Source organism: Streptomyces sp. NPDC048171 (assembly GCF_043202655.1).
Classification (GTDB): domain Bacteria; phylum Actinomycetota; class Actinomycetes; order Streptomycetales; family Streptomycetaceae; genus Streptomyces.
Window position 1 is genome coordinate 545320 of the sequence record NZ_JBIDAU010000006.1, and the last position, 13027, is coordinate 558346.

The following is a 13027-nucleotide window of genomic DNA, read 5'->3' on the forward strand; positions in this document are numbered from 1 at the left end:
ACCGTCCGTTCGGACGTGGATCAGACTCCGAGCAGATCGACCACGAAGATCAGCGTCGAGCCGGGCGGGATCGCCGGGGTCGGGCTCTGGTTGCCGTAGGCGAGGTGCGCCGGGATGGTCAGCTGGCGGCGCCCGCCGACCTTCATGCCCTGCACGCCCTGGTCCCAGCCCTTGATGACGCGGCCGCCGCCGAGCGGGAAGCGGAACGGCGCACCGCGGTTCCAGCTGGCGTCGAACTCCTCGCCGGTGCTGAAGGTCACGCCCACGTAGTGGACGGTCACGGTCTGACCGGCCTCGGCCACCGGGCCGTCGCCCTCCCAGATGTCCTTGATCTCGAGGTCCGCCGGCGGCTCGCCGCCCGGGAAGTCGACCTCGGGCTTGTCGATGCTCACGTGTTCAGCTCCTGCTTGTCTGCGGAAAGGCAACGGGCCAAGTCTTACATCTCCGGAGCGTCACATCTTCGCCAGGATGTCCACCGAGAAGACGAGCGTGGAGTCCTTCTCGATGCCGCTGCCCTCCGGCGGGCTGTCGCCGTACCCGAGGTCCGGCGGAATCACGATGAGGACGCGGCTGCCGACCTTCTTGCCGGTCAGCCCCTGCGACCAGCCCTTGACGACCTGCTGCAGCGAGAACGACGTCAGCTGCTTCCTGCTGTACGTCGAGTCGAACTCCTTGCCGCCGTCCCACACGACGCCCTTGTACTGCACGAGGACGCTGTCCTGGGCGCCGACCTCGGCGCCGTCGCCCTCCAGGACGTACTCCGCCACGAGCTTCTTCGGCGCGTCGCCGTCGGGCACCTCGATGGAGGGCGCCTTGCCGTCGGTGTTGGTGCCGACCTTGGGCAGCGCCGCGTCGTCCTGCGGCACCTCCTCGCCCTTGGCGGAGCTCTTGGCGTTGAACGTGTCCTGCAGATCGACCACGAACACCAGCGTGTCGGTGCCCTTGATGCCCGCCTGCTCGTTGCCCTGCTCGCCGTACCCCCACTTGGGCGGCACGGAGAACTCGACGCGGCTGCCGGTCTTCTTGCCCGTGAGCGCGTACCGCCAGCCGTCGATGATGCTGCCCTGCGCCAGCTGGATGACGAGAGGGGTCTTGCGGTCGTAGGAGTTGTCGAAGACCTTCGCGCTCTGCCAGACCTGACCGAGGTAGTTGGCCGACACGAAGTCGCCCTCCGCGACGGCCTTGCCGCCGCCCGCGATGACCGTCTTCACCGCGAGGTCCTTCGACGGCTCCCCGCTGCCCTTGGCGACCGTCGGCTTCTCGTCGAACTTCGTCCCCGCCGTGATGGCCGGCAGCGGACCGTCCACGATCTTCGGCGGCGGCGGTGCCGACGTCGTGGCCGACGCCTCGGGCGACGGGCTGCCACTCGCGTCGCTCGAAGAGCCGGAGTCGTCGTCACCGCATGCGGCGAGCGTGGCCAGCCCCGCGGGGACGGCGATGAGGAGGGAACGTCGGCGCACGGTGGGGGCCTCGTATCGATGGGGGTCTGCGTGATGGCGTGCACGCAACTCTACGGCGTGAGAAGGGCACCGTACGGATAACGTACGGTGCCCGTGTGGCGTTCCGCCCTTTCGTGCGGTGACGCGTACCTCACCCGGCCGGGGTCACATTCCGGCGATCAGCTTCTCCACCCGGTCGTCCACCGAACGGAACGGGTCCTTGCACAACACGGTGCGCTGCGCCTGGTCGTTGAGCTTGAGGTGGACCCAGTCGACGGTGAAGTCCCGCCGCTGCTCCTGCGCCCGCCGGATGAAGTCGCCACGCAGCCGGGCCCGAGTGGTCTGCGGCGGCACCGACTTGCCCTCGAAGATCTTCAAGTCGTTGGCGACCCGGGCCGCCTGCCCCTTCTTCTCCAGCAGGTAGTAGAGACCACGACGCCGGTGGATGTCGTGGTAGGCGAGGTCTATCTGCGCGACCCGCGGATGCGACATGGTCATGTTGTGCTTGGCCCGGTACCGCTCGATGAGCTTGTACTTCATGACCCAGTCGATCTCGGTGTCGATACGGTCGAGGTCCTCGGCCTCGATCGCGTCCAGCGTGCGCCCCCACAGCTCCAGCACCCGCTCCACGGTGCCGGTGCGGATACCCCGGCGCTCACAGAAGTCCACGGCCTTCTCGTAGTACTCCCGCTGCACCTCCAGCGCGGACGCCTCCCGGCCGCTGGCCAGGCGCACCTTGCGCCGCCCGGTGATGTCGTGACTGACCTCGCGGATCGCCCGGATCGGGTTCTCCAGGGTCAGATCACGCATCACCGTGCCCGCCTCGATCATGCGCAGCACCAGGTCGGTGGCTCCGACCTTGAGCAGCATGGTCGTCTCCGACATGTTCGAGTCGCCCACGATGACGTGCAGGCGCCGGTAGCGCTCGGCGTCGGCGTGCGGCTCGTCGCGGGTGTTGATGATGGGACGGGAGCGGGTGGTCGCCGAGGAGACGCCCTCCCAGATGTGCTCCGCCCGCTGACTGACGCAGTACACCGCACCGCGCGGCGTCTGCAGCACCTTCCCGGCGCCGCACAGCAGCTGCCGGGTCACCAGGAACGGAATGAGGATGTCCGCGAGCCGCGAGAACTCCCCGTGCCGCGCCACCAGATAGTTCTCGTGGCAGCCGTAGGAGTTGCCGGCGGAGTCGGTGTTGTTCTTGAAGAGGTAGACGTCGCCCGCGATTCCCTCCTCGTGCAGGCGTCGTTCGGCGTCCACCAGGAGTCCTTCGAGAATGCGCTCGCCCGCCTTGTCGTGGGTGACGAGTTCGATCACGTTGTCACATTCGGGTGTCGCGTATTCCGGATGTGATCCCACGTCGAGATAGAGGCGGGCCCCGTTGCGCAGAAAGACATTGCTGCTGCGGCCCCATGACACGACACGGCGGAAGAGGTACCGCGCCACCTCGTCAGGCGACAGGCGGCGCTGTCCCCTGAACGTGCACGTGACGCCGTACTCGTTCTCCAGCCCGAAAATGCGGCGGTCCATGACTGAACATTACGCCTGATGACCCGAACTGAAACGGGGTTCGACGGCACGGTTTGGATCATTTTCCGATGAAGCCGCAACCACCGCTCCCCGCGCGGGAGCTGCGAGGACCCGCCCCGTGGCCACCAGCACGAGCAACGACACCGCCCCCGCCGCCCCGGGCACCGCGAAGCCCCACAGGGCCCCGCCGTGCTCCACCACGGGCCCCGTGAGCCCGGTGCCCACCGACGCCCCCACGGTGAAGGTCGTCACCAGCCAGGAGAACGCCTCCGTCACCGTCCCGCGCGGGGCGTGCACATCGACGAGGACGAACGCACAAGCGATGCACGGCGCCAGGAAGACGCCCGCGACAACCGTGAGCAGCACCATCGCGACTGCACCCGGCATCCACATCAGCGGCAGATAACAGACCGCCAGCAACGCCACCAGAAGGCGCAGTCGCCGGGCCGGCTCACCGGTCCACCGCCGCGCCCCGTACACCGCGCCCCCGACCAGCGCACCGAGCCCCAGGGCCGCCATCAGCCACCCGTACACCGCGTCACCGCCGTGCTCGTCCGCGTACGGCACCGACGCCACGGTGATGGAACCCAGCGCCATCCCGATGAAGAGGAACGCCCCCAGCAGCGCCAGCAGCCCGCCCGAACGCAGCGCGCCCAGCCAGTGCGCCTCCCGCGGCGCCGACCGCCACGCGCGCGAGGGCGGCGACACCACCACGGACAGCGCGCCCAGCACCCCCAGCCCGTTGAGCACCAGCAACGCGACCAGCGGCGACCACAACGACACGCACACCGTCACCAGCAACGGCCCGACGGTGAACATGACCTCCTGCGCCACGGCGTCCATCGCGTACGCCGTGTGCACCTGCTCCTCCTCGCCGAGCACACTGGGCCACAGCGCCCGCAACCCGCCCTCCAACGGCGGCGTGAACAACCCGGCCGCACCCACGGCCACATACGCGAGCACGGCCGACCCGGTACCGGCGAAGGCGAACACACTCATCGCCAGCGCCGACAGCACGGCCGCCGGCAACTGCACCAAGGGCTGCCCGCGCAGGTCCACCAACCGCCCCAGCACCGGCTGCCCCACCGCATTGGCGACGCCGTACACGGCGGCCAGCGCGCCCGCAAGGCTGTACGAGCCGCCCTCCGCCCGCACGAACAGCACGATCGCGATGGCCGCCGTGGCGTTGGGCAGCCGCCCCACCAGCGTGCCGACCAGCAACCGCACGGCGTGCCGCGCCCGGAGGATGTCCAGATACCCGGCGACCACGCGGCGCCCCCTTCTCTGCTGCACTCACTGACATGCTGACGTGTTACGTATAACTTACTCCGCCATACGTACCATGTCGCCTGTTCACGAGTCCAGACGAAAGCGCAGGCGAACGGTGGCACAAGGCAGCACCCGCCCCACGAGCCGGGACGTCGCCCAGGCAGCCGGAGTCTCCCAGGCCGCGGTCTCCCTGGTACTCGGCGACAAATGGCGCGGCCGCGTCTCCGAGCCCACCGCACAGCGCGTCCGCGAGGCTGCCCACGAGCTGGGCTACCGCCCCAACCTCGCCGCGCGCAACCTCCGCCTCGGCAGCACCCGCACCGTCCTACTGGTCGTCCCCGCGCTGACCACCGAGTTCTTCGCCGAGGTGTACACCGGCGCCGCACGCGTGGCCGCCGAACACGGCTTCGGCGTCGTGCTCTACCCCTCCCCCGAGGGCGTGGGCCCCGCCAGGGACCCCTTCGCCTCCGCGCAAGCCGCACTGGACGGCGTCATCGCGTCCTCCATGGCCGCCGACGCCCTCACGGCGATCCGGGGCGACCAACTGCCCCTCGTCATGCTCGACAGCGATCCCGAGGGCAGCCTCGGCGCCGCCACGGTCAACCTCGACATCGCCGACGGCATCCGCCAGGTCGCCGACCACCTGCTCACCCTGGGCCACCGCCGCTTCCTGCACCTCGCGGCCGACGTACCCTCCTGGACCTTCGAGGTACGCGCCCGGGAACTGGCGACCCGGCTGTCCGCCACGCCCGGCACCGACCTGCGCACGGCCCGCGCGCCCATCTCCATCGAAGGCGCCCGCACCGCCACGGAGAGCGCGCTCAGAGCACCCGGACCCCGGCCCACGGCCCTCGTCTGCGACGACGACAAACTGGCCGCCGGCGCCTACAAAGCAGCCCGACGCGCCGGGCTGCGCGTCCCCGACGACCTCTCGGTCACCGGCCTGGACGACCTCGGCCTCGCCACCGCCATCGACCCCGAACTGACCACGGTCCGCCTCGACGCGGAGGCCTTCGGCGAACGCGGCATGCGGGCGCTGCTGGCCGTACTGGAAGGGCAGGCCCCCGAGGAAGGGGACCTGCCCGTCAGCCTGGTCGTACGGGGCTCCACGGCACCACCGCGGTGAGCCGGACGGGGCGGCGCGAAGCCGCCCCGCGCCGTCCTACTCGTCCGTCTTCTCGACGTCGGCGTCATCCGCCTCGGACGCGCCGGAGTCATCGGCACCCCCGCTCGCACCGGAATCCAGCAGCCGCGACAACTGCGCGCCCACGATCCGCTTGAACTTCCGCTGCTGCGGCCGCGTACGGTCCAGCACAGCGACCTCCAGCCGCTCCGCCGGAATCTCCCGCTCACTGCCGTTCGTGTCACGCGACAGCGCCTGCACCGCCAGCTTCAGCGCCTCGGCCAGCGTCATACCGTCCCGGTGCCGCTGATCCAGGTACCCGCTGATCTGCTCCGCGTTGCCCCCGACCGCGACCGAGCCGTGCTCGTCCACGATCGAACCGTCGTGCGGCAGCCGATAGATCTGATCGCTCTCCGGACTGTCACCGACCTCCGCGACGACCAGCTCCACCTCGTACGGCTTCTCGGCCTGACTGGAGAAGATCGTGCCCAGCGTCTGCGCGTACACGTTCGCCAGACCACGGGCGGTCACATCGTCCCGGTCGTACGTGTACCCGCGCAGATCGGCATAGCGCACGCCGCCGATCCGCAGGTTCTCGTACTCGTTGTACTTGCCGGCGGCCGCGAAGCCGATCCGGTCGTAGATCTCGCTGAACTTGTGCAGCGCACGGGACGGGTTCTCACCGACGAACACGATGCCGTCGGCGAACTGCAGCACGACCAGGCTGCGGCCACGGGCGATGCCCTTGCGGGCGTACTCCGCCCGGTCGGCCATGGCCTGCTGGGGTGAGACATAGAACGGCGTCGACACCGGTTATCCATCCCTTTCTGGAGAAGTCACTGGACCACCTGACAACACGAACGCACCCGCTACAGCAGCGCGGCCCGCGGACCGTCCGGGTGCTCGAGCCGCCGCTCCAGCACCGCCCGGGCGAGCTCCGAACCCTCGTCCTCGCTGAGCCGGCGGAAGCCGTCCTCGGTGATCACAGTGATGATCGGGTAGATCCGGCGGGCGACGTCGGGACCACCGGTCGCCGAGTCGTCGTCAGCCGCGTCGTACAGCGCCTGGACCACGAGCGTCGTGGCCTGCTCCTCGGTCAGATCCTCACGGAACAGCTTCTTCATCGCACCACGCGCGAAGATCGACCCCGACCCCGTGGTCGCGAAGTTCTGCTCCTCGGACCGCCCGCCCGTCACGTCGTACGAGAAGATCCGGCCCGTACCCCGGTCCACGTCGTACCCGGCGAACAGCGGCACCACGGCCAGCCCCTGCATCGCCATGCCCAGGTTGGACCGGATCATCGTGGACAGACGGTTCGCCTTGCCCTCCAGGGACAGCTGCGCCCCCTCGACCTTCTCGAAGTGCTCCAGCTCCAGCTGGAACAGCTTCACCATCTCCACGGCCAGGCCCGCCGTGCCGGCGATGCCCACCGCCGAGTACTCGTCGGCCGGGAAGACCTTCTCGATGTCCCGCTGGGCGATCATGTTGCCCATGGTGGCCCGCCGGTCACCGGCGAGCACGACGCCCCCCGGGAACGTGACGGCCACGATCGTGGTGCCGTGCGGCGCCTCGATCACGCCCTGCACCGGCGGCAGCTGCCGGTTGCCCGGGAGCATCTCCGGCTGGTGCGCACCGAGGAAGTCCATGAAGGAGGAGGACCCGGGCGTCAGGAAGGCAGCTGGTAGACGCCCGGTGCTACGAGTGTTGGCTTCCACGCGATTCCCTCCACGTAAGCGGCAGCCCGCCTTATGGCATCGGGCCGATCCTTGAACTGCCCCAAGGCTGCGTTGCAGCTGAAGCACAGTACGCCTCGGACCCTACCCGTCTTGTGGCAGTGATCCACATGTGCGGCCGGAGCCGCCAAACATATGCAGCAGACGCCGCCTTGATCGGCGATCAACTTGTCGAGTTGGTCCTCAGTGAGGCCGTACTTGCGCTTGAAGTAGCTCGCCCGGTTCCGCATCGCACGGCACTCGCGGCAGTAGCTCGACCAACCGTCGGAGGTGGACTTGTTCCTCTCCCACGCGGAGTGAGGCTTCACTTCGCTGCACTGCGGGCATCGCTTGTGCCCCGAAGGGACGGAAACCTTCTCGCGCACCTTCTTGCCTTTGGCCTCCTGACGCTGCCGGTAGTACTCAGCGGAGCACTCCCGGCAGTACGCCTGGAGACCGTCGGACACGGACTTGTTGCTGGCGAACGCCGCCCTCGGCAAGTGTTGCTTGCACCTTGAGCAGCGCCTCAACGCCGACCCCTCGATCACGCCACAGCCCCCGATTTCACCTTTGAATCGAAGGCGAAATCACTCCCCGCCCTTCTGAACGAAGGACCTCACGAAATCCTCGGCATTCTCTTCGAGTACGTCGTCGATCTCGTCCAGGACGGAGTCCACGTCGTCGTTCAGCTTTTCCTGGCGTTCCTTGAGGTCCTCGGAGGCCTGCGCGTCCTGCGCCTGCTCCTCGACCTCCTCGGTGGACCGCGTGGCCTTCTGCTGCCCGCCGCCGGTGTCCTTGGTCGCCATAACCCTCACCCCGCTCGGTTCGCCCGACACAGTTGCTCGGTTCAAGATCAGACCCTACAAGCCGGGTCCGACATCGGCCCCGCAGTTGCTACAACGTGCGGGGGCCATCTCGATGGTTCCCGGACCCGGTGACTTTCCACCTCGTCCGGCGGTCTCCTTCTGGTGTACCCGCTGGGTGCCGCTACCCGCCGGCCAGCACCTTGACCAGGTCTTCCGCGGTGCGGCAGCGGTCCAGTAGCTCCTTGACGTGATTACGCGTTCCGCGAAGCGGTTCCAGGGTTGGCACCCGCTGGAGCGAGTCCCGGCCCGGCAGATCGAAGATCACCGAGTCCCAGGAGGCCGCCGCGACGTCGTCCGCGTACTGCTCCAGACAGCGTCCGCGGAAGTAGGCGCGGGTGTCCTCCGGCGGCTTCGTACGGGCCCGCTCGACCTCGTTCTCGTCCAGCAGCCGCTTGATCCGGCCGCGCTCCACCAGACGGTTGTACAGGCCCTTGTCGGGACGTACGTCGGCGTACTGGAGGTCCACGAGGTGCAGCCGGGCGGCGTCCCAGTCCAGGTTGTCGCGGCGCCGGTAGCCCTCCATCAGCTCCCGCTTGGCGACCCAGTCCAGCTCGCCGGCGAGGCTCATGGGGTCGTTCTCCAGGCGGTTGAGGGTGTCCTCCCAGCGGCCGAGGACGTCCTTGGTCTGGTCGTCGGCGTCCGCGCCGTACCGCTCCTCGACGTACTTGCGGGCCAGTTCGTAGTACTCCATCTGGAGCTGGACCGCGGTCAGTGTGCGGCCGCTGCGCAGCGTGACCAGGCGTTTGAGCGTGAGGTCGTGGGAGACCTGGTGGAGGGTGCGAACGGGCTGGTCGACGGCCAGGTCGACGGCGATGAAGCCGTCCTCGATCATCGACAGCACGAGTGCCGTGGTGCCGAGTTTCAGGTAGGTCGAGATCTCGGACAGGTTGGCGTCGCCGATGATCACGTGGAGCCGCCGGTACTTCTCGGCGTCCGCGTGGGGTTCGTCGCGGGTGTTGATGATGGGGCGCTTGAGCGTCGTCTCCAGGCCGACCTCGACCTCGAAGTAGTCGGCGCGCTGGCTGAGCTGGAAGCCGTGCTCGTGCCCGTCCTGGCCGATGCCGACGCGGCCGGCGCCGGTGAAGACCTGGCGGGAGACGAAGAAGGGCGTCAGGTGGCGCACGATGTCGGAGAAGGCGGTCTCCCGCTTCATCAGGTAGTTCTCGTGCGTGCCGTAGGAGGCGCCCTTGTTGTCGGTGTTGTTCTTGTAGAGGTGGATCGGCTGGGCGCCGGGCAGCTGGGCGGCCCGGTCGGCGGCCTCGGCCATGATCCTTTCGCCGGCCTTGTCCCACAGCACGGCGTCCCGCGGGTTGGTGACCTCCGGAGCGCTGTATTCGGGGTGGGCGTGGTCGACGTAGAGCCGTGCTCCGTTGGTGAGGATGACGTTGGCCAGGCCGATGTCCTCGTCGGTGAGCTGGCTGGAGTCGGCCGACTCGCGGGCGAGGTCGAAGCCTCGCGCGTCCCGCAGCGGGTTCTCCTCCTCGAAGTCCCAGCGGGCCCGGCGGGCCCGGTGCATCGCCGCCGCGTAGGCGTTGACGATCTGGGACGAGGTGAGCATGGCATTGGCGTTCGGGTGGCCGGGGACGGAGATCCCGTACTCCGTCTCGATGCCCATTACTCGCCGTACTGTCATGCGGCCCTCCTTGCCCGGCGGTGCCCTCGGTCGTGGGCACCGCTCAAGTACCGCTGGCGCTCCGATGCGTGTGCGGTGCCCGTCCCCGCACTGCGCGACTCGGCGGTATGGAAGAGCCTAGAACGCCTTTGCACTGGTGGGGAGATCATTTGCGGCATTGCCTTGCTCCAGTCGGGGCTCCGGAAAACAGTCGGCTGCGGGTACCCATTGTGGGGACCCGCAGCCGCCCCGCCTTTTACAGGTACTGACCGGTGTTCGCCACCGTGTCGATGGAGCGTCCGGTGTCCGCGCCCTGCTTTCCGGTGACGAGCGTACGGATGTACACGATCCGCTCGCCCTTCTTTCCGGAGATCCTGGCCCAGTCGTCCGGGTTGGTGGTGTTCGGCAGGTCCTCGTTCTCCTTGAACTCGTCCACGCAGGCCTGGAGGAGGTGGGAGACGCGGAGGCCCTTCTGGGTCTTCTCGAGGAAGTCCTTGATCGCCATTTTCTTGGCGCGGCCCACGATGTTCTCGATCATGGCGCCGGAATTGAAGTCCTTGAAATAGAGGACTTCCTTGTCGCCGTTGGCGTAGGTGACCTCGAGGAAGCGGTTCTCCTCGGATTCGGCGTACATCTGTTCCACCGCCGTCTGGATCATGCTCTGGACGGTGGCACCCCGGTCCTTTCCGTGTTCGGAGAGGTCGTCGGAGTGGAGCGGGAGGCGCTCGGTGAGGTACTTGCCGAAGATGTCCTTGGCCGCCTCGGCGTCCGGACGTTCGATCTTGATCTTCACGTCGAGCCGGCCGGGTCGCAGGATGGCGGGGTCGATCATGTCCTCGCGGTTGGAGGCGCCGATCACGACCACGTTCTGCAGGCCCTCCACGCCGTCGATCTCGGCGAGCAGCTGGGGGACGATGGTGTTCTCCACGTCCGAGCTGACGCCGGAGCCGCGGGTGCGGAAGAGGGATTCCATCTCGTCGAAGAAGACGATGACGGGGGTGCCCTCGCTGGCCTTCTCGCGGGCTCGCTGGAAGACCAGGCGGATCTGCCGCTCGGTCTCGCCGACGTACTTGTTGAGCAGCTCGGGGCCCTTGATGTTGAGGAAGAAGCTCTTGCCTGCGGCCTGGCCGGTGACCTCGGCGACCTTCTTGGCCAGCGAGTTGGCGACCGCTTTGGCGATGAGCGTCTTGCCGCATCCGGGGGGCCCGTAGAGCAGGACGCCCTTGGGCGGACGCAGCTCGTGCTCCCGGAACAGGTCCGGATAGAGATAGGGGAGCTCGACCGCGTCGCGGATGGCCTCGATCTGTCCGCCGAGGCCACCGATCTGCTCGTAGCCGATGTCGGGGACCTCTTCGAGGACCAGTTCCTCGACCTCGCTCTTGGGCACGACCTCGTAGACGTAGCCGGAGCGTGGTTCGAGCAGGAGGGCGTCGCCGGGGCGGATGGTGAGTCCGCGCAGGGGTTCGGCGAGCCGCACCACCCGCTCCTCGTCGGTGTGCCCGAGCACGAGGGCTCGCTCGCCGTCCTCGAGGATCTCCTTGAGGGTGACGATGTCGCCGACGCTCTCGTACTCCATGGCCTCGACCACGTTGAGTGCTTCGTTGAGCATCAGTTCCTGGCCGCGTCGGAGCTCGTCGAGCTCGACGCTCGGGCTGACGTTCACCCGGAGTTTGCGGCCGCCGGTGAAGATGTCGGCGGTGCCGTCCTCGTTGGCCTGCAGGAAGACTCCGAAGCCGGCCGGTGGCTGGGCCAGCCGGTCGACCTCCTCCTTGAGGGCCACGATCTGGTCGCGGGCCTCGCGGAGTGTGCCGGCGAGCCGCTCGTTCTGTGCGGAGACGCCGGCCAGGTTGGTCTGCAGTTCGACGATCCGCTCTTCGAGAATTCTCGTGTGCCGCGGAGATTCGGCGAGCTTGCGTCGCAGGACGGCGATCTCCTGCTCAAGATAGGCCACCTGCCCGGCCGGGTCGTCGGACCCGCGTCCCGGGCGGATGCCGCGGTTCATGTCGTCGTCGTGGGCTGCCACGGTCCTCACCTCCTCCATGGGGAGCTGGACGCTTCCAGACCCTACCTGGGTGGGTGTCGATTGAAACCCCTAGATCACAAAGACTGTCGGGGTGTGTCCGATCTTCACCCTTGCGCTCTCCCTCACGCCAGGGGAATACCCACCGGACGTGAATGGAACCCAGGCGGGGGTACGCTCGAAGCGTTCAACACCCGTCAGAGCTGGCCGGATTCCCGAGCGGCTCGGCGCAGGAAACGGCAGGAGAGATGAGCGTGCAGCAGGAGGCCGGAGTCGACGGCGAGGCTCTGGAGGTCTGGATCGACCAGGACCTGTGTACCGGCGACGGCATCTGTGCCCAGTACGCGCCCGAGGTGTTCGAGCTGGACATCGATGGTCTGGCCTACGTGAAGGGCGCGGACGACGAGCTGCTGCAGGCTCCTGGGGCGGCAACACCCGTGCCGTTGCCGCTTCTCACGGACGTGGTCGACTCCGCGAAGGAGTGTCCGGGCGAGTGCATCCACGTACGTCGGGTTTCGGACAGGGCCGAGGTCTACGGTCCGGACTCAGAGTGACCAAAACGTGACTCGCTGTCTACGGTGTGTGACCGATGTCTGTTGGGTCACACGGTGCGCGCCTGGGACGGCGCGTCGCTGACGAACGCGCCGTTCTCCCAGCGCCACTTCACGTGGTCGGTGACGTCGGGGCAGCAACTGGGCACGTCGGCCGACGAGTAGCCGAGGAGGGTGGCCCGCACGGATCCGCGGCCGTCGACCGTCAGCTCGGTGACGGTGTGGCGGTCCTTCGGGTCGACGAGGGTGGCGACGACCCGCGGCTTGCCTCCGTCGGCGCCGCGCGTGACGACGTACACTCCGTCCGGCGGGGTCCCCATGGGTGCGTCGCAGTGCACGGCCGCCACCGTCTCGGGCCGTCCGTCGCCGTCGAGGTCGCCGGTGGCCTTCTTCTGCACCACCGCCTTGACCGGGCCGCACTCCAGGGGGAAGGCGACGGCCGCGGGATCGGGGGGCGTGCCGTGGGCCGGCGCCGTCTTCGGGCCGGCGGCGGGCTGTGCCGCCGTGGCGGCGTCGGGCTGGAGGACCGAGGACAGGGCGACCACCGCGGCGACGGCCGTGGCGGTGGCGACCCAGTGGATCGGCCGGGTGTGCGTGTGGGACAGGTCCGGAACGGCGGGGTGCTGCACGAGGAGTTTCTCCTGTGAGGGCTGTGCCGGTGGGGGTGGCCAGCATCGTGCCACACGTCACAGTGCGGGGGAACGGCGGGGTGGGTACCTGGTCGGATTGGCCTGCTCGCGGCTCGCTCCCCGGGGGGTGCCCGTCAACGCGAAGACGCCGGGGGGGGGGGGGGGGGGGGGGGGGGGGGGGGGGGCCCCGCGGGGGGGGGGGGGGGGGGGGGGGGGGGGGGGCCCGCGCCCCCCCCCCCCCCCGCCCCCCCCCCCCGCGCCCGCGGGGGAGTGCCTCCT

At 68.7% G+C, this 13027-nt stretch carries 13 protein-coding genes; 2 read left to right on the forward strand and 11 right to left on the reverse strand.

The window, feature by feature from the left end; all coding sequences use genetic code 11:
- Positions 1 to 20: 20 nt before the first annotated feature.
- From ACGF3J_RS19980 to ACGF3J_RS19995, 4 genes are all read right to left on the reverse strand, one after another.
- Positions 21 to 392 (reverse strand): FKBP-type peptidyl-prolyl cis-trans isomerase, encoded by a 372-nt coding sequence (locus tag ACGF3J_RS19980; RefSeq protein ID WP_059299658.1) that lies wholly within the window; start codon positions 390 to 392, stop codon positions 21 to 23.
- Positions 393 to 452: 60 nt separating this feature from the next.
- Positions 453 to 1460, reverse strand: coding sequence for an FKBP-type peptidyl-prolyl cis-trans isomerase (locus tag ACGF3J_RS19985; RefSeq protein WP_161328317.1), 1008 nt, complete (start codon positions 1458 to 1460; stop codon positions 453 to 455).
- 144 nt (positions 1461 to 1604) lie between these two features.
- Positions 1605 to 2966 (reverse strand): Pup--protein ligase, encoded by a 1362-nt coding sequence (gene pafA, locus ACGF3J_RS19990; protein WP_064727032.1) that lies wholly within the window; start codon positions 2964 to 2966, stop codon positions 1605 to 1607.
- Between the two features lie 9 nt (positions 2967 to 2975).
- Positions 2976 to 4235, reverse strand: coding sequence for an MFS transporter (locus ACGF3J_RS19995; protein WP_161328322.1), 1260 nt, complete (start codon positions 4233 to 4235; stop codon positions 2976 to 2978).
- A gap of 115 nt (positions 4236 to 4350) precedes the next feature.
- Between ACGF3J_RS19995 and ACGF3J_RS20000 the strand changes: the two genes are divergently transcribed.
- Positions 4351 to 5361 (forward strand): LacI family DNA-binding transcriptional regulator, encoded by a 1011-nt coding sequence (locus ACGF3J_RS20000; protein WP_393854420.1) that lies wholly within the window; start codon positions 4351 to 4353, stop codon positions 5359 to 5361.
- 36 nt (positions 5362 to 5397) lie between these two features.
- Here the strand turns inward: ACGF3J_RS20000 and prcA are convergent, their stop codons facing one another.
- The 6 genes from prcA to arc all read right to left on the reverse strand — a co-directional run bounded on the left by prcA (position 5398) and on the right by arc (position 11571).
- Complete coding sequence (prcA, locus tag ACGF3J_RS20005) at positions 5398 to 6168, reverse strand: proteasome subunit alpha (protein WP_161326206.1); 771 nt, start codon at positions 6166 to 6168, stop codon at positions 5398 to 5400.
- Positions 6169 to 6227: 59 nt separating this feature from the next.
- Entirely contained in the window at positions 6228 to 7073 is an 846-nt protein-coding gene (prcB, locus tag ACGF3J_RS20010) for a proteasome subunit beta (protein WP_122617313.1), read from the reverse strand.
- A complete protein-coding gene (locus tag ACGF3J_RS20015; protein WP_346345934.1) occupies positions 7025 to 7321 on the reverse strand; it encodes an endonuclease VII domain-containing protein in 297 nt (98 codons plus the stop codon). Before ACGF3J_RS20015 ends, prcB begins: the two co-directional genes overlap by 49 nt.
- Positions 7322 to 7657: 336 nt before the next feature.
- A complete protein-coding gene (locus tag ACGF3J_RS20020; RefSeq protein WP_043374843.1) occupies positions 7658 to 7876 on the reverse strand; it encodes a ubiquitin-like protein Pup in 219 nt (72 codons plus the stop codon).
- Positions 7877 to 8057: 181 nt separating this feature from the next.
- Positions 8058 to 9569 (reverse strand): depupylase/deamidase Dop, encoded by a 1512-nt coding sequence (gene dop / locus ACGF3J_RS20025; protein WP_346345933.1) that lies wholly within the window; start codon positions 9567 to 9569, stop codon positions 8058 to 8060.
- A 235-nt stretch (positions 9570 to 9804) separates the two neighbouring features.
- Entirely contained in the window at positions 9805 to 11571 is a 1767-nt protein-coding gene (gene arc / locus ACGF3J_RS20030) for a proteasome ATPase (protein ID WP_122617315.1), read from the reverse strand.
- A 245-nt stretch (positions 11572 to 11816) separates the two neighbouring features.
- Here arc and ACGF3J_RS20035 point away from each other — a divergent pair, with 245 nt between their 5' ends.
- The gene (locus tag ACGF3J_RS20035) at positions 11817 to 12122 is read left to right on the forward strand and encodes a ferredoxin (protein ID WP_122617317.1); all 306 of its coding nucleotides are present in this window, start codon (positions 11817 to 11819) and stop codon (positions 12120 to 12122) included.
- A gap of 47 nt (positions 12123 to 12169) precedes the next feature.
- On the opposite strand, the gene ACGF3J_RS20040 is transcribed toward ACGF3J_RS20035, so the two are convergent.
- Positions 12170 to 12748: a hypothetical protein gene (locus ACGF3J_RS20040; protein ID WP_161326204.1), complete on the reverse strand. Its 579-nt coding sequence runs from the start codon at positions 12746 to 12748 to the stop codon at positions 12170 to 12172.
- Positions 12749 to 13027: the final 279 nt, after the last annotated feature.

Bases quoted from the DNA above. Each gene is read 5' to 3' on its own strand.
- ACGF3J_RS20020 (WP_043374843.1), bottom strand. From the start codon at position 7,876: ATGGCGACCAAGGACACCGGCGGCGGGCAGCAGAAGGCCACGCGGTCC.
- pafA (WP_064727032.1), bottom strand. From the start codon at position 2,966: ATGGACCGCCGCATTTTCGGGCTGGAGAACGAGTACGGCGTCACGTGC.
- dop (WP_346345933.1), bottom strand. From the start codon at position 9,569: ATGACAGTACGGCGAGTAATGGGCATCGAGACGGAGTACGGGATCTCC.
- ACGF3J_RS20035 (WP_122617317.1), top strand. From the start codon at position 11,817: ATGAGCGTGCAGCAGGAGGCCGGAGTCGACGGCGAGGCTCTGGAGGTC.
- ACGF3J_RS20015 (WP_346345934.1), bottom strand. From the start codon at position 7,321: ATGCGGAACCGGGCGAGCTACTTCAAGCGCAAGTACGGCCTCACTGAG.